Source organism: Ureibacillus sp. FSL W8-0352 (genome assembly GCF_038004345.1).
In the GTDB taxonomy this organism is placed as follows: Bacteria; Bacillota; Bacilli; order Bacillales_A; family Planococcaceae; genus Ureibacillus; species Ureibacillus thermosphaericus.
The window spans coordinates 2471964-2492268 of record NZ_JBBOQT010000001.1 but is presented as its reverse complement, the minus strand read 5'-3'; the positions used below and the strand labels follow the sequence as shown (position 1 = coordinate 2492268).

At 37.5% G+C, this 20305-nt stretch carries 15 protein-coding genes, 1 tRNA gene, 1 rRNA gene and 1 other RNA gene; 15 read left to right on the top strand and 3 right to left on the bottom strand.

Annotation, left to right across the window (positions count from 1 at the left end; translation table 11 throughout):
• Window positions 1–69: 69 nt before the first annotated feature.
• The 3 genes from NST98_RS12575 to NST98_RS12565 all read right to left on the bottom strand — a co-directional run bounded on the left by NST98_RS12575 (window position 70) and on the right by NST98_RS12565 (window position 2432).
• Window positions 70–948: a response regulator gene (locus NST98_RS12575; protein ID WP_168412775.1), complete on the bottom strand. Its 879-nt coding sequence runs from the start codon at window positions 946–948 to the stop codon at window positions 70–72.
• Window positions 948–2207, bottom strand: a complete 1260-nt coding sequence (locus NST98_RS12570) for an ATP-binding protein (protein WP_340715255.1) — start codon at window positions 2205–2207, stop codon at window positions 948–950. The genes NST98_RS12575 and NST98_RS12570 overlap by 1 nt, the downstream gene beginning before the upstream one ends.
• Window positions 2208–2339: 132 nt before the next feature.
• A tRNA-Ser gene (locus tag NST98_RS12565) sits at window positions 2340–2432 on the bottom strand.
• 165 nt (window positions 2433–2597) lie between these two features.
• On the opposite strand from NST98_RS12565, the gene ffs reads away from it, so the two are divergent.
• The 15 genes from ffs to NST98_RS12490 all read left to right on the top strand — a co-directional run bounded on the left by ffs (window position 2598) and on the right by NST98_RS12490 (window position 20285).
• Window positions 2598–2863: signal recognition particle sRNA large type (ffs, locus tag NST98_RS12560), an RNA gene on the top strand.
• A 262-nt stretch (window positions 2864–3125) separates the two neighbouring features.
• Window positions 3126–5495 carry a hypothetical protein gene (locus NST98_RS12555; RefSeq protein ID WP_340715254.1) on the top strand — a complete coding sequence of 790 codons (2370 nt, stop codon included), beginning with the start codon at window positions 3126–3128 and terminating at the stop codon, window positions 5493–5495.
• Window positions 5492–6427, top strand: a complete 936-nt coding sequence (locus NST98_RS12550) for an ABC transporter ATP-binding protein (RefSeq protein ID WP_340715253.1) — start codon at window positions 5492–5494, stop codon at window positions 6425–6427. Before NST98_RS12555 ends, NST98_RS12550 begins: the two co-directional genes overlap by 4 nt.
• A complete protein-coding gene (locus tag NST98_RS12545) occupies window positions 6424–7287 on the top strand; it encodes an ABC transporter permease (RefSeq protein WP_096549947.1) in 864 nt (287 codons plus the stop codon). The genes NST98_RS12550 and NST98_RS12545 overlap by 4 nt, the downstream gene beginning before the upstream one ends.
• 11 nt (window positions 7288–7298) lie before the next feature.
• Window positions 7299–8723, top strand: coding sequence for a hypothetical protein (locus tag NST98_RS12540; RefSeq protein WP_340715252.1), 1425 nt, complete (start codon window positions 7299–7301; stop codon window positions 8721–8723).
• A gap of 38 nt (window positions 8724–8761) precedes the next feature.
• On the top strand, window positions 8762–9727 hold the full coding sequence (locus NST98_RS12535) for an AAA family ATPase (RefSeq protein WP_050988865.1): 966 nt from the start codon (window positions 8762–8764) through the stop codon (window positions 9725–9727).
• Window positions 9724–10590, top strand: a complete 867-nt coding sequence (locus tag NST98_RS12530; protein WP_016839568.1) for a DUF58 domain-containing protein — start codon at window positions 9724–9726, stop codon at window positions 10588–10590. The genes NST98_RS12535 and NST98_RS12530 overlap by 4 nt, the downstream gene beginning before the upstream one ends.
• Before the next feature lie 11 nt (window positions 10591–10601).
• The gene (locus tag NST98_RS12525) at window positions 10602–12296 is read left to right on the top strand and encodes a vWA domain-containing protein (protein ID WP_340715251.1); all 1695 of its coding nucleotides are present in this window, start codon (window positions 10602–10604) and stop codon (window positions 12294–12296) included.
• Window positions 12297–12326: 30 nt separating this feature from the next.
• Window positions 12327–14921 carry a VWA domain-containing protein gene (locus NST98_RS12520; RefSeq protein ID WP_340715250.1) on the top strand — a complete coding sequence of 865 codons (2595 nt, stop codon included), beginning with the start codon at window positions 12327–12329 and terminating at the stop codon, window positions 14919–14921.
• Window positions 14922–15066: 145 nt separating this feature from the next.
• Window positions 15067–16827 carry a DNA polymerase III subunit gamma/tau gene (gene dnaX / locus NST98_RS12515; RefSeq protein ID WP_016839565.1) on the top strand — a complete coding sequence of 587 codons (1761 nt, stop codon included), beginning with the start codon at window positions 15067–15069 and terminating at the stop codon, window positions 16825–16827.
• A gap of 49 nt (window positions 16828–16876) precedes the next feature.
• The gene (locus NST98_RS12510) at window positions 16877–17191 is read left to right on the top strand and encodes a YbaB/EbfC family nucleoid-associated protein (RefSeq protein ID WP_016839564.1); all 315 of its coding nucleotides are present in this window, start codon (window positions 16877–16879) and stop codon (window positions 17189–17191) included.
• Between the two features lie 13 nt (window positions 17192–17204).
• Window positions 17205–17801 (top strand): recombination mediator RecR, encoded by a 597-nt coding sequence (gene recR, locus NST98_RS12505; RefSeq protein ID WP_340715249.1) that lies wholly within the window; start codon window positions 17205–17207, stop codon window positions 17799–17801.
• Window positions 17791–18021, top strand: coding sequence for a YaaL family protein (locus tag NST98_RS12500; protein ID WP_016839560.1), 231 nt, complete (start codon window positions 17791–17793; stop codon window positions 18019–18021). Before recR ends, NST98_RS12500 begins: the two co-directional genes overlap by 11 nt.
• Window positions 18022–18133: 112 nt before the next feature.
• Window positions 18134–18403: a pro-sigmaK processing inhibitor BofA family protein gene (locus tag NST98_RS12495; RefSeq protein ID WP_016839557.1), complete on the top strand. Its 270-nt coding sequence runs from the start codon at window positions 18134–18136 to the stop codon at window positions 18401–18403.
• 329 nt (window positions 18404–18732) lie between these two features.
• Window positions 18733–20285 (top strand): 16S ribosomal RNA (locus NST98_RS12490).
• Window positions 20286–20305: the final 20 nt, after the last annotated feature.

Here is a 20305-nt window from a genome sequence, read left to right as displayed (position 1 = left end):
TAAAAAAAATAACCAAAATAATATTAAAAAGTTTCATACAAAATCCGACAAAATCCGATAAAAATTTTTTTAATTTGCTTTATTTACAATATCTGCAAATAACACTTGGATGAATTTTTTTATATTAATTTTTACTTTTCTTTCTTCGTTATTTCTAATTTGATTCATTAATTTCCTAATTTCTGTAAATTCGAAATAGCGGGGGGCGTAATATTCAAACTCTGAGTTTGTATAATCTACTAAACCTAAATTTGCAAGGTTAATCATAGCAGCTAATATCGTTCGACGAATACGCTGTTCAATTGATTTACTTTCTTTTATGATTTCATCAGGAGTGGTTTTTGTCAGACCAGCAACTCGCTCATACAACTCTTTTAATGGTGGAAGAGGTGTATTTTTTTGTTTATCTGCCATCAATAATTCTATGATTTTTGTAATATCTTCACTCCCTACCTCTCCAATAATCCCCATATCATTTAAGATGCTTAAAACATGATCACGTGTTGACTTTTTGGAATGATGGATGCTAGGTGTCTCGAAATTTGAAAGAGATTGTCGTATTGCGGAAATGGAGCTTTTTAATCGATATTGTTCCTCAGTTTTTCTTAATACCATTTCTACTTCTACCTTATTAATTGGCTTATGGATAAAAAATTCAATTCCTTTTTCGTAAGCTTGAGCGACCATCTCTTTATTAATGACTTGAGAAATCATAATAAATTTTCCATCGTAAAGATTTTCCCGAAGTTGTTCTATCGTTGCTAATCCGTCTAATATAGGCATCAATAAATCAATGATAACGAAATCTGGCTGCATTACTAATATTTGAGTAATCGCTTCTTGTCCATTGGAGGCTTCCCCAATTACTGTTCCAAGTTGGCTGTCTTCAATAATTTGGGTGAGCATTGCACGGCTTGCACGATCGTCATCAACTATAAAATACCTCATTACGATTCTCCTTTTTGCAGTATATTTAATGGAAGTTTGATTGAAAAAGTTGTCGTTTCATTGCTTATTACATCAATCGATCCATTTAGTTTGTGAACGATAGCTTGTACATGAGATAAGCCGATTCCAGTCGAAGGTACGCCTTCACTGTTGAATTTTGTAGTATATCCTGGGTCGAATATGACAGGGATTAAATTTTTTGGAATGCCAATACCTGTATCTTCTACTGTAATAGTTATGAAGTCCTTAGATGTGTTTATCGCAATATGGATTGTTCCTTCCTCTTCAATTGCTTCTACAGCATTTGCAACTAAATTATTCATTAGTGCAAGTAAAGGAAGATGTTCTTTTGTATAAAAATCTTGATTATAGGAAACTTTGAATTGAATTTTTTTATTTAGCATTTCACTGTATTTTTCATTCGCTTCCTTTACAAATTGAAGTAAATCAGAGATGAAATAAGCATCTAATTGTTCCATTTTTAATATTTTTGATAAGCCTGCATAAATTCTTTGTTCATCTTTTTTGACTTCGTGAATTTCTTGAGCAATTGAAAGCGCTTTAATACTTAGCAATGGATCTATCTTTTTTAATTGTTCATATAAACTATAACTATTAGCGGTAATATGTTCGATTTCGTTCATGGATTTTTTTAAATATAATGCTTCTACGTAAAGTGTTGAGATGAAGTTTAATAATTGTTGCATTTGTCTTTTTTGTTCTTTTACAGTGATAGAACTATAAATACCGATGACGAAGAAGCTACGGATGATGGCAACTAAAAGTAGTAATGCAACTTCTTTGATTGTTACAGAAATGTCTGTAATAAATAATGTGGTTGTTAGCTGTTCAACAAAATTACTTACAAATTCAACGATGGTTACCAAACTTGCTAATAAGAAAGGTTTCGATTTGTTTTTTTCAAGTTTGATAATGCTTAGACCTATAGCAAATAAGATATAAAAAAGACCAGCTGGAATATGAGAAATTAATGAAACCGAAAATGAACTTATTAATAATAGTTCATCTAATAATGCACGAAAAAGAACTACAACGATTCCTGTTATGCATCCAGTATGAATCAGCGGTAATGGTCGAATCAAGACTACTAATAAAAATATTACGGTTCCTAAACCGATTCGGAAAGGTGCACCTTCAAAAGGAATGACTTTCACTTCACTTGCAATAGCTGTCAAAATTGCAACAATGAATATCAACAAATAATCATACCGATAGTTCATTGATTTTGCTTGTTCCATAATAACTCCTTAAAAAAATAGTTCTTCTATTTATTCTAATCTAAAATAGAAGGAAAATAAAAAAGAAGTATTTCGATAAAATAAAAAACCACTACTGAAACTCAGTAGTGGTTGAAATTTCAAATGTATGTATGGCGGAGGAAGAGGGATTCGAACCCCCGCGCGGTTTGACCCGCCTGTCGGTTTTCAAGACCGATCCCTTCAGCCAGACTTGGGTATTCCTCCATTTGGACAAGCAATAATATAACATGGAATTTTCAATAAGTCAATAAAAACAATGATATAAAAATCACAAAATTAGGATGTTTATGGAATAGTGTGCTACAAGTAGAAGAATACCCAGAACAAAACATTGCAATTATCATTGTATATGAGGTATACTAATTTATGCCGTGCTAGGTGGGGAGGTAGCGGTGCCCTGTAACTCGCAATCCGCTCTAGCGAGACTGAAGTCCTTTTTGAGGCTGTATGCATGTAGGGTTTGCCTCTTGCACGTAGCGTTGAAGGTTGGGTCCCGCGCAATGGGTAGCCATGAACCATGTCAGGTCCGGAAGGAAGCAGCATTAAGTGGTTTCACCCATGTGCCGTGGGGTAGCCTGACCCGAGCTGGCGACAAGAGTAGCACCTATGTGCTGCAGTCGAGGAAAGGTGCACGGCTTTATGATTGAAATATTTGCCGTGTCGGCTATTTTTATAGTTAAATATTATATCGAACAATTTTGGAAAGGCTGTAGATATCTTAAACAATGAGATATCTATAGCCTTTTTTAATTCAAATGAATTGAACCTGTATTCCACCAGATGCGAACAGTTTCTTAATAAAAACTTAAGAATTTGTTATTTTTTTCAATTACTCGGAACTATATGTTAAAAAAAACGTACTAATCAACAAAAGATGTGAAAAGGAGATGTCGCTGGGTGCAAAGAAATATATTCATTTTAATGATGGTAGTCTTTATTACTTTCTTTGTTCAAATTGATACAACACGTGCTGCACCACAATTGGAAGTGAAAGCAGAAATAGGTGTAGACAACAAAATTAAATTGTATACACCTTTACCAGTAAAATTAACAATCACAAATAATGGTAGTCCCTTTTCAGGGGATTTAGTCATCGATGCTGCAGTTACTTATTCAGCCGGTTCTGCTCAAGTTTATGCACTAGATCTGGCAGAAGGTGAAACAAAAACCATTTCTCTTTATTTGGACGGAATATCAGACGATTATTATTATCGCTCACAAAATGAAAGCCTTTTTTCCTTTTATGAAGGCGGTATTGAAAAAGGGGAATTAATTGATTTTTCAGGCGATAAAAATATTCGTTTTCGTTCTTATCACGACGGAGATTATTCATTTATTTTTACTTATACGGAAAATAGTGATCGTTTAGCGGCATTATTACGTTTGAGTCAATATGTTCCAAATAATATTGAAATTTTTCATTTAAATCAAATTCCTGATTATGATTTTCCTACAGATTTCAAAGGATTTGCCATGGCAGATATATTCGTTGTGGATGAAATGAATATTGCGGATTTATCAGAAGAGAAGCAACAGGCAATTTATGAGTGGGTAGAAAACGGTGGAATTCTGCTAGTTGGATCATCTGAACAAGTGGAGCGTTCCATGGGGATATTTGGTGAATATCTTCCTTTAAATTTGTCCTCTGAGAAAGTAATCGTCACGAAAGAAGTATTAGAAACATTATCTAAAGGCGGCATTTTTACGGAAGATATTGAAGTATTCCGAGCAACTGAAAAAGAAGGTAGCAAAAGAATCCTCGCTGATGGAAATACAATACTTGCTTCATCCATTGACTTAGGGAAAGGAAAAATTATTCAAACGACTTTTTCGTTAGGAGATCAGCCGCTCTCAACGATGGATGGTTATGGAAAGTTAATAAACGAAATGTTGCAGCTTCAATCGAAAAGCAATCAATGGAATAGAGGGAATTTTTTAGATCAGTTGCCATATGAGGTTGGAAATTCTAATGAGTTATTCCCTTCATTCCAAGTAAACACACCACTCGTCATTATGACGATCATACTTTACATGTTCATTGTAGGACCTATTTTATATCTCGTATTAAAAAAGCTCGACAAAAGGGAACATGCATGGTGGCTTATCCCTGTTCTATCAATTGTATTAACATTGTCAATGTTCATTGTTGGCGCAAAAGATCGCATTATGCAAGCTCAAATCAATCAGTCAGCCTTTTATAAAGTGAATGGAAAAAACTTATCAGGCTATTATGTAGAGTCTATTTTAACGAATCGAGGCGGAGATTTTGTATTTACTGTAGATGAAAATACGTCTGCCTTTGCGAAAAGAAACTATGGAATGAATACTTTCGGTATCTTACATGAAAAATCCTATGTTAAACATCATGGGAATGGAACGACCATTCACTTACGAAATTTGAATTATTGGTCTGTGCAATCAATTATTGGTGAAACTAACATACCAAATGCAGGGAACTTTGATATCGATTTAACTGTGAAAGATTCAAAAATTGAGGGAACGGTAAAAAATAATTTCCCATTTGCTGTGAAGGATGTTGCTATTTGGTCTGGTGCACGAGAGATTCTATTAGGAGATATTAAACCGAATGAGACAGTAAAGGTTTCTGAATCCTTAAACAGCTCAATTCTTTTAAAACCAATTGTTTATGGTAATTATTTAGGAACGCCAAAAACGGCAGAAGAATTGATTCCAAAAAGGATCATGCAACTGAAATATCAGGCTTTAAATTTAATGGATGAAAATCAGCCGGTAGTTATTGGGTGGGCAGAAGAAGCGATCGTCGGTATTCAATTAGATGGTAGGGCAGAAGTAAACCCTATCGCTGTTATTCTTCAAACATTTGAACCAAATATGGATCTTGAAGGGGAATTTACAGTGAATGATAGCATGATGGAAACAAATATATACCCTGTCAATGCTGGATATATGGAAATGTATAATGAACAAAATAATGAATGGCAATTAGACCCTGGTGAGTATGAATATATAGCTGTCATTCCAGAAGAATTATTTGATGAAAAATTGCAATTGACAAAAATAAAAATATCGAATCACGAAAATAAAAACCTAACAATTTCCCTTTGGAATTATAAGACAAATCGTTTTGAAGAAATTCAAGAGAAAGAAATGTTATTACAGGAAAATCTCGAACAATATATTTCAGAGTATCATGAAATAAAGATGTTATTACAGGTTAAAAACAATATTGAAATGTCGCCAATTAAATTACCGACTGTAGAGATTCAGGGGGTGGCTAATAAATGATTGAAATTCAAAATCTCACAAAAAAATTTGGTTCTTTTACAGCCCTTGACCAGTTGACTATGACTGTTGGGGAAGGTGTAGTTTTTGGTTTTGTTGGTGCAAACGGGGCTGGTAAGTCTACAACTTTTTCTATTCTTGCCACCCTCCTCTCCCCATCATCAGGCGATGCTTTTATTAATGGGAAAAGCGTTGTAAAAGAGCCAAAAGAAGTGCGGAAATTAATTGGCTATATGCCAGACTTTTTTGGAGTTTATGACCAATTAAAAACAGATGAATATTTAGATTTTTATGGTGCGTGTTATGGACTTTCAGAAAAACAAAGGAAAGTGCTGATTCCACAATTGTTAGAGCTCGTCAATTTAACGGATAAACGTTATGAATATGTAGATTTGTTATCCCGGGGAATGAAGCAGCGCCTATGTTTAGCTCGTTCGCTCATCCATGATCCGAAAGTGTTAATTTTAGATGAACCAGCATCTGGTTTAGATCCGCGAGCAAGGGTAGAAATGCGGGAAATCATTAAGCAGTTAAAACAGATGGGGAAAACGATTTTAATTTCATCCCATATACTTCCTGAACTTGCGGAAATGTGTGATGAAATTGGTGTTATTGATCGAGGGAAATTAATTGCCCATGGAAATGTTGATTCCATACAGTCCAAATTACAGGGAGATCAGAATATTACGATAAAAGTTTTACATGAAATTGAAAAAACGGTGAAGTTTTTAGAGGAAGATCCATTTGTTTCATCAATTGAAGTGCTAGAAGGAAATGAAGCAATAACGTTTATTTATAAAGGGACGAAGGAAGAACAAATGAAATTATTGCAAAGAGCAATTGTTGCGGGACTTCCGATTTATTCTTTCATGGAAGATGAAAAAGATTTGGAAGATGTTTATATGGCGATTACGAAGGGAGCGGATTCAAAATGAAAGGACTATTATCCAATCCTGTATTGATGAAAGAATTAAAATTGCGTTTCCGCGCCTTTAAAAGCTTTTCAGGCTTAATGTTTTATTTAGCGGTATTAATCATATTTGTTTCAGGCTTCTTACTAATATTTACGCAATTTTCTACCTCTGGATTTTTCGTACCTAGCAATAGTTTTACGATGTTTTCTGTACTTTCTGTATTGCAAATGGCCCTTGTTATGTTTATTACACCAGGGCTTACTGCTGGGGCAATTAGCACAGAGCGGGAGAAACAAACTTTAAATATTTTACTGACGACAACCCAATCCTCTTCGCAAATAATTATTGGAAAGCTATTATCCTCTGTAGCATTTCTTATTTTAATGTTAATAGCTGGGCTGCCGCTTTATAGCATTGTGTTTTTATTTGGAGGAGTGTCACCAGGACAATTTTTTACAATGTTTTTCTTTTATTTAGTTACATTAATTGCGATCGGTAGTATTGGCATCATGTTCTCAACGATTACAAAAAGAACGATTATTTCGATGATTGCAACTTACGGAGCGATGATATTTTTAGGAGGTATTACTGCTTTCTTCTTCTTTGTAGGTTTTTCTTTAGAACAAATGATGATGTCGCAACAACAAAATACTCAAGGTTTAACGACATTCTTACCAATATCGTATTTTTGGGCAAGTATTAACCCAGGCGTACTTATTCTTACTTTGCTTATCCCTGATACGAAAACAGCTTTAATAGATACAGTTGGAATTAGTTTTCCAAATTGGATTGTTTATTTAATCTTTTATGTATTTATCACCATTGTTTGTTTAACCATTGCCATTCGAAAATTGCGAGCAAATATGAAAACAAATCGTTAGGAGTGAGAAAGATGGATCGTCAAAGCGGATTATTAAAATACGTGAAGAAAGCAAAAAGAAGCTTAAACATTGAAAAAATGCTGCCTATGTTACAATACGGAATTTTCTTTTCATTAATACTTAGCCTGGCGATCCTCTTCGTTTCTCGCTTCTTTGTTTTCGCCTATTATGACGAAGTTGCTTTGTTTGTGGCGTGTGCAACACTTATTGTGACGGTTGTTTATATATACTTTAAGCGCATTCGTTTGAAGGAAGCGATACGGGAATTAGATTCTTTTTATCCTTATAACGAATTAGTAACAGCTCTTTCATTTAACAATGAGGAGCATCCATTAGCAGATTCAATTATGAACAAAGCTATTAACGAATTGGAAGGAGCTTATGACCGTTTTAAAAAGCGACCAAAAAACTATTGGCGACCAAAAGTATTGCTTGGAATTTTGGGTGCTATCATTATTATGGCTACTTTAGTCATTTTTCCTTCCAAAACGCAACAGGAAGCGCAGGTTGTTGAAAAAGAACGAGAAGTCATTCAGGAAATGGAAAAGGAAATAGCGAAATTAGAGAAAAAAGCTCAATCTGAAGAAGTAAAAAGGGAAATGAAAGAGCTCCTTGAAAAATTGAAAGAGGTAGAGACTTCTGAACAAGCGCTTCGAGAGGTAGTAAAGAAACAAAAAGAACTAAAACTGCAACAACAAAAATTGCAGGATAAGAAGTTAGGAGAAAAGGGTGAAACTTCGGAATTATCGGAAGAAGAATTGCAAAAATTGAAAGATTTAGCGGAAATGCAAAGTTTACTTGCAAAAAATGCTTCGAACACTCAAAATGCCTTAAGTAAAATTGGAAAGCCTATTAGCTTTGATTTGCAAAACACGATAGCTAAAGCGATGGATTCTCAAACGAACGAATCTAACATTGGAAACAACTCTCAAAACATGAATAACCAAAATGGCAATTCCTCAATGGGGAATAATAACAGCAAAGCCAATCAGCAACAAAATAATAATCAGACTGGTCAAGGAAGTAATGGTTCTGGCAGTAGTCAAGGCCAAGGACATACTGGATCTGGTTCCGGGAGTAATCAAGGTCAGGGAAGCAATGGAACAACAGGTCTTGGCCAAGGTCAAGGAAATGGATCTATGGGAGGTAGCGGTGCAGGAAAAGGAAAGGGAGGTCGCAATCTTCTATCAGTGCCTAGTGGGCGGCTTGGAGAAAGCAATGAACCAACTGTAGACAGTGGTCCGATAGGTGAAGGAGATCCAGCAATAGAACAAAAAGGACCAGTTCCCGTGACAAAGGGAAGTGTTCGACCATATGAAGAAGTCATCGGAGAATATGAAGAAAAGTATTTACAAAGTACCGAACGTTTGCAACTACCGAAAGATCTACAAAATGTAGTGGAATCATACTTTTCATCGATTCAGTCTGAAGAGTAGGGGGAATTAGTGTGTTTAGTGAAGAGCAATATTCGGAAATGGCAGAACAGCTGCAGCGAGTAAGAAAGGAAATTGGTAAATTTATTGTTGGTCAGGATGAGGCGATCGAATACACTCTTTATTCTATATTGGCAGATGGTCATGCATTATTAGAAGGGTTGCCTGGGATGGGGAAAACGATGCTTATTCGCACGATTTCAAGTGTTTTAGATTTATCCTTCTCCCGCATCCAATTTACGCCAGATTTAATGCCTGCTGATATTACAGGGACAAATATCATTCAACGAACTGAAAGAGGCTCACAACAATTTGTTTTTCAACCAGGACCGATTTTTAACCAAATGGTGTTGGCTGATGAAATTAACCGAGCAACACCCAAAACGCAAAGTGCATTATTAGAAGCAATGGGTGAAAAGACGGTGACAATTTTAGGAGATACGAAGCCTATGGCAAAACCGTTTTTTGTATTAGCGACACAAAATCCAATTGAAATGGAAGGAACATATCCTCTACCAGAGGCACAAATGGACCGCTTTTTATGCAAGATATTAGTACCATATCCTCGTAAAGACGAGTTAATGGAAATAATGAAACGGACGACAGGTTCACAAGATATTCAATTACAAAAAGTGATGAATACAGAACGTTTAATTATTGCCCAACAAATGGTAAAGGAAGTATTAGTAGCTGATGAAATGTTAGAATATGCAGCTGATTTAGTCATGGCAACCCATCCAAAAGGGGAGGATGCTTTACCTTTTGTAAAACAATACATCATGTATGGAAGTGGACCGAGGGGATTACAAAGTATCATTAAGCTAGCAAAAGCGAGAGCGGTATTTAACGGGAGATTTCATGTAGCTCTTGCAGATATAAAAGCTGTGGCTAAACCGGCTTTGCGTCATCGACTTCTTTTAAATTATGAAGGAGAGGCAACTGGAAAAACAACGGACGATTTAATAGAAGAAATACTACATCACATTCAACAAGGTGTCTCCGCATGAATCATTTCATTTTATCAGATGAATTGATTACCAAAATAGGACGCTTATCGGTTGCCACATCTTCCAAATTAAGAGGGCATCATAAAGGTTCGCATCGCTCTCAACGCTTTGGTTCTTCCTTAGATTTCTCAGATTATAGAGAATATGCGTTAGGAGATGATGTGCGTCAAGTAGACTGGAATGTATTCGCAAGGACGGAAAAATATTTTATTAAGCGTTTTTTAGATGAGCAGGAAATGAGAGTGCATATATTGCTGGATTCCTCTCGTTCAATGGGTGACGAGAAAAAGTGGCTATTTGCAAGACAGCTTGTTGCTGCTTTAGGAATCATGGTATTAAACAGAGATGATCGACTCTCCTTTTCTACTTTAGAGGCAGACACTTTTTTTAGAAGAAAAGGAGCAACTTATCGAAAAGTCTATTTGCAAATAGTGTCGCAAATGAAGGAAGCTACTTTTAAAGAGAGTTTTGCAAAGAATGGATTAAAGGCTTTACCAAAAGATAGTACGGTATTATTTGTTATAACGGATAGTCTAGAACCGATAACGGAATGGGAACATTTTTTCCGTAAACTTCCTCGTTTTGCAGGGGACGTTCGTTGTATTCAAATTGTGACGGAAGAAGAATTAAATCCAACCTATACAGGGGATGTTCGGTTAATTGATGCAGAAAGTAATGAAGAATTAAACGTTTCTATGTCGAATAAAGTGCTAGAACAGTATAAAAAAGAACGCGCTCAACACGAAGCAGCTTTCCATAAGATATGCAGTCGCTTCGGCATTCAAACAATTCAATTAGTCGTTGAAAATGGAATTCAGCACGCGATTTTTCATCAATTATTAATGAATCGGTGGGTACAGTGAGGTGATACGCTTTGGGGGTTAGTCAATTAATCTTTTTATGGACCATTGCTTTTCCAATCATTGTCCTTTTATATTACTTCTTTCGAAAGAAATATAAAGAACAAGAAGTATCTTCCACACTTTTTTGGGAACAAGTGATGCAAGAAACCCGCGTATCGCCTTACTTAAAACATTTACAAAGGAATGCGCTATTTTATTTACAGATGTTAGCACTACTGTTGTTTGTTCTTGCATTAATGAATCCCTATTTAAAAACAAAGGAAATTGGCGGAGAACAAGTAATATGGATTGTGGATACGTCTGCGACAATGCTTGCAGGAAAAGAACAATCGACCTTTGAAAAACATCTAGAGGAAATGCGTTCACTCGTGAAAGAGATTGGGGGAAGACCATTAACAATCATTACAACAGGTAGTGATCCAAAAGCAATTATTCGTCAAGAAACGAATGTGCAGCAAATCGAAAAAGCAATCGACGGATTAGCCGTAACTTACGAAGAGCAGCATTTAACGAAAGCAATTGAGATGGCAAATGCTTTTATCGGTGATTTGCCAACAACAATATATTTATTTACAGATGCTGTATCCCGTTCGGATTTGCCTATAGAGAGTGAACATGTGAAATGGATTGTTAAGGGAGCAGATAGAGACTTAAAAAATGTGGCAATCACTCGATTGGCAGCAACAAGCATAAATGGTGAAACGATTGCATTGTTACAATTAAAAAATGAAACAGAAGAAAATCAAACGGTACAGCTTTCTATTACAAATAAAGATGGCGATGAGTTATTGGAAAAAACCATTACGTTACAACCAAAAGCAGAATTGGCCAACACATTTGAAGCTTTGCCGAATATTGATGTGCTTGTTGCAACGATTCAAGTAGAGGATGATTACGAAGCAGATAATTCGATGATGACCATCGTTGGAAGTAATCCTTATGAAATTGCGGTAGGACAAGATATGCATAAGTTAGTGCAAATCGGGTTTCAATCGGTAGGTCTTGATGTGAAATCTGTTCCTGAACATCAATTGGAATCCTTAAGGGGTGCGATTGTAGTAACGAATCAAACCGAACTTCTTAAGCGTAATGAACCGATTGTATTAATTGGCCGAGATGATGAGATTGAAAGTGAAGTAAGCGGAAAAATAGAAGTAATACAAGATGAATTGTTTGCGTTCAGTTCGCTAGAAGATGTATATGTAAGTGCGGTTTACCCACCATTTGATGACTTTGATACGATTGCAATGGTTGGAGACAAACCATTTATTCAACGGTCTCCTAAAGGAGATATTGTCGTTTTAGCGGATATTCAGTCAACAGACTGGCCGCTTTATCCTTCATTTCCTTTGTTTTTATGGAGTGTTCAAAATGAACTAATGGAAGGTAAAACTTCATTAGGAATATTTACGCCAAATGAACAACGAGCTGTTTCGTTATTGCCAGGTGACTGGTCCATTTACACTGCAGATGGCGTGTATATTTCTTCTTTTGAACAATCAAGGGATTTTCAAGCGCCATCAAAACCAGGGTTATATGTTGTTCAATCAGAACATGAGGAGAGACCTTTTATTGTTCAATTACCACAGAAAGAGCGGACAATTGAAGAAGGGACGAGTTTTGAATTAGGAAATGTCGTAAGTGGACAAGAGGAAATAACGAATCAATCATTGCGAAATGGATTGTGCTACTTATTTTATTTTTGATTGTGGTTGAGTGGGAGGTGCAAAGAAGACGTGGATTTGCGAATTGATCATCCAATTTTCCTGCTTTTGCTCATACCACTCTTAGGGTATTTGATTTGGACGTGGTTACATCATCGTTCATTATTAAAAAGGAAACATGGAATTGTCTTTATCATACGTATTATCACTATTATTATGCTTGTCTTTGCCATTGCATCTCCTTATTTGTTATTGCCGGTGAAGGAAGAGCAAGTATTATTCCTTATCGACCGCTCTGCTTCAATGGCAGGCACTGAGGATGAAGCGTTAAAGTTTATCGAAGAAAGTTTACGAGAAAAGAAAGAAACCCATTCGGTAGGGATTTATTCTTTTGCATCGAACTTTCAAACTGAAGCAATCTTATCTAAGACATTAGAGCATGTTCCAAACTTAAGTGAAATACGTGAAGTGGGTGAGACAAATATTGAACAAGCACTACAACTAGCAACAGGCATCGTTGATAAGGACAAAGCAACACGCATTGTTCTTATGACGGATGGTTTACAAACGAAAGGTGAAGTTTTAGAGAGCATAACAAAAATAGCTGGTTCAAAAATTTCAGTAGATGTTGTTCCATTAGGTAGAAAAATAAGCAACGATGTTTCAATTCAGAGCTTTACAACACCGCAAGTGGCTTATCAGGGAGAAGAACAAACATTAGTGACTGAAATTGAATCAACAACAGATACAATGGGCGAATTGCTGTTATATGAAAATGATCAACTTATTTTCCGGGAAACAATTCAGCTAGAAGAAGGGAAAAATGTTTTTACTTATCGACATAAAGGCAATAAAGAAGGTTTAGTCAAATATGAAGCATACATTCAAACCGATGAAGATGCAATCTTAGAAAATAATAAGTTGACAAGTATAACAATGGTTCAAAGTACCCCACGATTACTCATTGTTAGTGATAGAGAAGAAGGCTCTCCAATTGCTGATATGTTAAATCCTTCTTCAATCCAATTTGAAGAAGTGTTATCTGAAGAATTGCCGAGCTCGCTATCATATATGTTGAAGTATGATGCCATTATTTTTGACAATGTTCCTGGCCATCTTGTAGGAGAAGCGAAAATGGGTGTCATCGAGCAGGCGGTAAAAAACTTTGGCATTGGCTTTATGATGGTTGGTGGTGAAAACAGCTTTGGCCTTGGCGGATATTTTAAAACACCAATTGAAAAGTTGCTACCAGTAGAAATGGAAGTAAAGGGTAAACAACAACTTCCATCTTTAGGACTTGTCATTGTACTTGACCGTTCTGGCAGTATGATTGGGCTAAAAATGGAATTAGCAAAGGAAGCAGCAGTGCGTTCCGTGGAATTACTTCGAGAGGGAGACACTTTTGGATTAATTGCTTTCGACTCGCATCCTTGGGAAATCATTGAAACTAAACCATTAGGAAATAAAGATGAAGTGACTAATACCATCTTATCGATTCCGGCTGAAGGAGGTACGGAAATTTATCCTTCTCTTTCTTTAGCCTATAATAATCTGTTTGATTTACCATTACAAAGAAAACATATTATTTTATTAACAGATGGACAGTCAGCTACATCAGGTAACTACGAAGAACTAATTGAAAGTGGGAAGAAAAAACATATTACGTTATCAACTGTTGCCATTGGGCATGATGCGGATCGTCAACTTTTAGAAAGCTTAAGTGAATTAGCTGGAGGAAGATTTTATGACGTGGAGGATGAAACGACGATTCCTTCGATTTTATCTCGTGAGACAGCGATGATTTCTCGGACATATATTGTAGATGATCCGTTTTATCCGGTCATTTATCACTCAGAAGGTTGGAATCAGTTGTTTGAAGAGGGCGTTCCTCAAATGAATGCTTATATAGGTACGACAGCGAAAACTACAGCTAATGTGATAGCAGAAAGTGAAAAAGAAGATCCGGTGCTTGCAGAATGGCAATATGGATTAGGAAGGACGATTGCATTTACTTCCGATTCAACAGGTGCTTGGACAGGTGATTGGGGACGTTGGGATCGATGGGTTGACTTTTGGAATACAGCAATTTCTCGCTTGCTGCCGACTTATAACGAAATTGCTTATGATATTCGAATGGATGGAGAAGGCTCATTCTTAATTACCGACCCAACGAATCAAGCTGCATTTTTAGATGTAGCAGTTGTAGATGAATATGGAAATGAATTGGAGGTTCATTTAGAACCGATTTCTGCAAGTAAAGTGCGAGCGGTTGCGGATGCAAAACCGGGGCTTGTATTTTTTAGAATTTCAAAGGATGACAATGTATATCAAGCGGGATTAACGGTGCCGTATAGTTCGGAATATAGATTGCAACCACTAAATGAGAAATTATTAGAAGAAGTAGCAGATAAAACTGGTGGTAAAATCGTAGAGGATCCTCAAGAAGTATTTCGAAAATTCAACGAACAAGGAGCAACACGTCAAAGCATTGCTACCATTATATTGCTCGTCAGTTTATTGCTTTTCTTTGTCGACATAACGATAAGGAGATTTGGTTGGGCCTTTTTCAAGCAAATGGGCAAATCGAAAAATATTGTGACAGCACAAAAGGTAACAGAGGAAGAAACGAGTGTAGCTGAAATATTAAAAGAGTTAAGGAAAAAATAATAATAAAAGGATAGGATGGTGTCGTAGTAGGTGGCGCCATCTTTTTTCAATCATTTATTATGCTCTACAGAAAAGAAGAAGTAATGTAAGGAGTTGTGCTATAATGTAGCTACAAGAATGACGAAGGTAGAAGGAGAGGAAATCGTTGACGTACCAAGCATTTTATCGTGTTTACAGACCACAAAGTTTCCGCGAAATGTCTGGTCAAACCCACGTAAAAAGAACACTTCAAAATGCTCTCCTAGCAAATAAAACAACGCATGCGTATTTGTTTTCTGGTCCACGAGGTACAGGTAAGACAAGTACTGCTAAAATTTTTGCTAAAGCATTAAATTGCGAAAAAGCACCAACAAATGAACCTTGTAATGAATGTCCAACTTGCCGAAGTATAACAGAAGGCTCGCATCCGGATGTCATTGAATTCGATGCCGCTTCCAATTCCCGCGTTGAAGAAATTCGCGACATTATTGAGAAAGTAAGGTTTGCTCCCGTAAGTGCTCGCTATAAAGTGTATATAATCGACGAAGTGCATATGCTTTCTACGAGTGCTTTTAATGCTTTACTCAAAACGTTAGAAGAACCTCCATCTCATGCGGTATTTATTTTAGCAACAACCGAGCCTCATAAATTACCAGCTACAATTATTTCTCGCTGTCAACGGTTTGATTTTAAACGCCTCTCTTCCAACGATATTGTGGAACGAATGAAATTAGTGTTAGAGGATATCAATTTACCTTTTGAGGAACAGGCGTTAAAAGTCATTGCCCAAGCAGCTAGTGGTGGGATGAGGGATGCACTAAGTTTATTAGATCAAGTCGTATCCTTTAGCGGGGAAAAGTTGACTTTAGAAAATGCTTTGTTGGTAAGCGGATCCATAAGTCAAGATGTATTCTATGATATGGTTGTTGCTTTAAAAGAAAAAGACATTGCACATGTCCTATCTTTATTGGAAGAGTTAATTGCAGAAGGAAAAGATCCTCTTCGTTTATCGGAAGACTTAATTACCTTCTTCCGAGATTTATTATTGCTTCAAACAAGCGAGGATTTAGAGGAACTGTTAGAGCTAGTGACGCCAGAGGAAAAATTTATCGAGTTGTCCCGCGAGTTTTCAGCCGATGCGCTTTACGGATATATCGATATCCTATCTAAAACACAGCAAGATATGAGATTTTCTCATCACACGAAAGTTTATTTGGAAACGGCTTTATTGAAAATGACTCAATTTTCGAATGTAGGTGTGTTGAAAGCGGGAGAAATGCCACAAGCGGATTCTGTATTGAATAATAAAGTCATACAATTAGAGAAAATAATTTTTCAATTGAAAGAGCAAATTGAAAATGGAGTGGCGATGTCTGCAACGGATGCACCAGTTAAAGATGAGAATCGCCAAAGAACAAAAATAACGAATGCATACAAAGCGCCGACGGGTAGAATAAAAGAAGTATTAAAAGAAGCTACTAAAAAAGACATTATTCAAATTAAAAATGCTTGGCTACCTGCACTCAACCAACTGCAAAAATCACAATCAGCTCTATTTGCGGAAGCAGAACCAGTTGCAGCTTCTTCTAGTGCATTTGTGATAAAATTCAAGTATGATATACATTGTCAAATGGTTGCTGAAAACAAAGACCTCACTTCTACATTTTCTCAAATACTTTTCCAACAAATGGGTATCATGTACGAAATTTTATGTATACCAGAAAGTCAATGGACCGTTTTGCGTGAAAACTTTATTCGGGAGAACGGTTTAAATCTAAAAAAAGATCAAAATGCAGGTAAGGTTCAGGAAAGCGCTCCTGAGGCGCCATATATTGACGATGCAAAAGAGATCGAATCGGAAGACCCAATTGTGAAAGAAGCGGAAAAAATGTTTGGGAAAGATTTTATTGAAGTAGTAGAAGATTGATGATTTTCAGCATAATTATTAATGAATGTCAATGAAGGAGGACGTATTTATGCGTGGAATGGGTAATATGCAAAGTATGATGAAAAAAATGCAAAAAATGCAAAAGGAAATGCTTCAAGCACAAGAAGAATTAAATGCAAGACAATTTGAAGGAACAGCTGGCGGTGGCATGGTAAAAGTAATAGTTAGCGGTGAACGCAAAGTGCTTGAAGTCAACATAGATCCTTCTGTAGTGGACCCTGAAGATGTAGAAATGCTGCAAGATTTAATTACCGTTGCAACAAATGATGCATTGAACAAAGTGGATGAAGCAACTGCGGCAACAATGGGCAAATTTACACAAGGCTTAAACCTTCCGTTCTAGGAGGAAAAATTAAATGTATTATCCTGAACCAATATCAAAGCTCATTGATAGCTTTATGAAATTGCCAGGCATCGGTCCGAAAACTGCGGCTCGACTGGCATTTTTCGTTTTAACAATGAAGGAAGAAGCAGTCTTGTCCTTTGCAAAGGCATTAGTTGATGCGAAGAGAGACTTAACATACTGTTCTGTATGTGGACATATTACAGATGTGGATCCGTGCCAAATTTGTACTGATCAATCAAGGGATGTCTCAACAATTTGTGTCGTACAAGACCCTAAAGATGTGATAGCTATGGAGAAAATGAAGGACTACCATGGCTTGTATCATGTATTGCATGGCGCTATCTCACCGATGGATGGAGTTGGACCAGAAGACATAAATGTAGCTTCTTTAATCAACCGATTAAAAGATGAAAGAGTAAAAGAACTTATTTTAGCAACCAATCCAACGATTGAAGGAGAAGCAACGGCAATGTATATTTCACGTCTAGTAAAACCATCCGGAATTCGAACAACCCGTATAGCCCATGGATTACCAGTAGGTGGCGATCTGGAGTATGCTGATGAGGTAACGTTATCTAAAGCTTTGGAAGGACGGCGTGAAATATAAAGTGGGTTTATTTAGTAGAAAAGGAAAGTTAAAAAAAGAATTTGATGAGCAGTTAGCGCGATTAATGCAAGAAACGAAAGATGATTGGAATAATGCAAAACTTCTTGAAGAGTTAACCGAAGATTATAATTTAGATGTCATTGCTCAAAGTAAAATTGCTGAAAGCATTCACTTTTATCTTTTTAAAGAAGCACGAATCCGAAAAATCATGTTGCGTTAAATAAAAGTAGGACCATCGTATAAAACAATTTCCTGATTTATAAAAAAATAAATACTAAGAGTAGCCGTTATAGCATATGTTTCCAATGTACTTAAACTCAGGAGGAGATTGGATGGGTACATATTTAATTTTAGGTGCTATATGCGTGCTACTCATGATACTTCTTACTATTGGTAAAAGAATTGGCTATGGAATAATCATTGAAAAGCTCGCAATTTTTTGGTTCCGCCTAGCTTGTTCTTTCGCCTTTTTGTATATAGCACATATAACGGTTGATGGATTTGATATTATCGTTCCTGTTAACTTCTTTTCCGCTTTAACAATCACTATATTAGGATTTCCAGGAGTTCTATGCATAGCAGTTTTAACTCTTTTACAATAAATTAATTAAAATCTCTTGCATTGTTTTAATTATGTTGATATAATGAATTTCCCTTTGAGTTACAAAATAAACAAGGGAATTAAAAAAATATTGACAAACAAAAGATGATTTAGATATAATGTAAGAGTTCTCTATCGAGAGTTAAAAATGTGTAAAAAAAGCTTGAAATATTAATTAAACATGATATAATATTTTAGCGTCACTAAATTAACACTAGATGAACCTTGAAAACTGAACAACAAAACGTTAATGCAATAAATTATCTAGTTGTTAACCCTCGTTGACAAACTAGATTCGGACATTCAATTTTTGAGCAAATCAAATTTTCTTTTATGGAGAGTTTGATCCTGGCTCAGGACGAACGCTGGCGGCGTGCCTAATACATGCAAGTCGAGCGAACCAATTGAAAGCCTAGCTTTCATGAGGTTAGCGGCGGACGGGTGAGTAACACGTGGGTAACCTGCCCTATAGACTGGGATAACTCGCGGAAACGCGTGCTAATACCGGATAACACATCAAAGTGCATGCTTTGGTGTTGAAAGATGGTTCTGCTATCACTATAGGATGGGCCCGCGGCGCATTAGCTTGTTGGTGGGGTAACGGCCTACCAAGGCGACGATGCGTAGCCGACCTGAGAGGGTGATCGGCCACACTGGGACTGAGACACGGCCCAGACTCCTACGGGAGGCAGCAGTAGGGAATCTTCCACAATGGGCGAAAGCCTGATGGAGCAACGCCGCGTGAGCGAAGAAGGTCTTCGGATCGTAAAGCTCTGTTGTAAGGGAAGAACAAGTGCAGTAGTAACTGGCTGCACCTTGACGGTACCTTACTAGAAAGCCACGGCTAACTACGTGCCAGCAGCCGCGGTAATACGTAGGTGGCAAGCGTTGTCCGGAATTATTGGGCGTAAAGCGCGCGCAGGCGGTTTCTTAAGTCTGATGTGAAAGCCCCCGGCTTAACCGGGGAGGGTCATTGGAAACTGGGAGACTTGAGTGCAGGAGAGGGAAGCGGAATTCCATGTGTAGCGGTGAAATGCGTAGAGATATGGAGGAACACCAGTGGCGAAGGCGGCTTCCTGGCCTGTAACTGACGCTGAGGCGCGAAAGCGTGGGGAGCAAACAGGATTAGATACCCTGGTAGTCCACGCCGTAAACGATGAGTGCTAAGTGTTAGGGGGTTTCCACCCCTTAGTGCTGCAGCTAACGCATTAAGCACTCCGCCTGGGGAGTACGGTCGCAAGACTGAAACTCAAAGGAATTGACGGGGGCCCGCACAAGCGGTGGAGCATGTGGTTTAATTCGAAGCAACGCGAAGAACCTTACCAGGTCTTGACATCCCGCTGACCGCTATGGAGACATAGCCTTCCCTTCGGGGACAGCGGTGACAGGTGGTGCATGGTTGTCGTCAGCTCGTGTCGTGAGATGTTGGGTTAAGTCCCGCAACGAGCGCAACCCTTGTCCTTAGTTGCCATCATTCAGTTGGGCACTCTAAGGAGACTGCCGTACAAATACGGAGGAAGGTGGGGATGACGTCAAATCATCATGCCCCTTATGACCTGGGCTACACACGTGCTACAATGGACGGTACAAACGGTCGCGAAGTCGCGAGACGGAGCCAATCCGAAAAAACCGTTCTCAGTTCGGATTGCAGGCTGCAACTCGCCTGCATGAAGCCGGAATCGCTAGTAATCGCGGATCAGCATGCCGCGGTGAATACGTTCCCGGGCCTTGTACACACCGCCCGTCACACCACGAGAGTCTGTAACACCCGAAGTCGGTGAGGTAACCCTTTCGGGAGCCAGCCGCCGAAGGTGGGACAGATGATTGGGGTGAAGTCGTAACAAGGTAGCCGTATCGGAAGGTGCGGCTGGATCACCTCCTTTCTAAGGATATTTACGGAAGC

Excerpts from the sequence above, each read along its gene's own strand:
- NST98_RS12575 (WP_168412775.1), bottom strand. The coding sequence starts at position 948 with ATGAGGTATTTTATAGTTGATGACGATCGTGCAAGCCGTGCAATGCTC.
- NST98_RS12570 (WP_340715255.1), bottom strand. The coding sequence starts at position 2,207 with ATGGAACAAGCAAAATCAATGAACTATCGGTATGATTATTTGTTGATA.
- NST98_RS12550 (WP_340715253.1), top strand. The coding sequence starts at position 5,492 with ATGATTGAAATTCAAAATCTCACAAAAAAATTTGGTTCTTTTACAGCC.
- NST98_RS12545 (WP_096549947.1), top strand. The coding sequence starts at position 6,424 with ATGAAAGGACTATTATCCAATCCTGTATTGATGAAAGAATTAAAATTG.
- NST98_RS12540 (WP_340715252.1), top strand. The coding sequence starts at position 7,299 with ATGGATCGTCAAAGCGGATTATTAAAATACGTGAAGAAAGCAAAAAGA.
- NST98_RS12535 (WP_050988865.1), top strand. The coding sequence starts at position 8,762 with ATGGCAGAACAGCTGCAGCGAGTAAGAAAGGAAATTGGTAAATTTATT.
- NST98_RS12530 (WP_016839568.1), top strand. The coding sequence starts at position 9,724 with ATGAATCATTTCATTTTATCAGATGAATTGATTACCAAAATAGGACGC.
- NST98_RS12510 (WP_016839564.1), top strand. The coding sequence starts at position 16,877 with ATGCGTGGAATGGGTAATATGCAAAGTATGATGAAAAAAATGCAAAAA.
- recR (WP_340715249.1), top strand. The coding sequence starts at position 17,205 with ATGTATTATCCTGAACCAATATCAAAGCTCATTGATAGCTTTATGAAA.
- NST98_RS12495 (WP_016839557.1), top strand. The coding sequence starts at position 18,134 with ATGGGTACATATTTAATTTTAGGTGCTATATGCGTGCTACTCATGATA.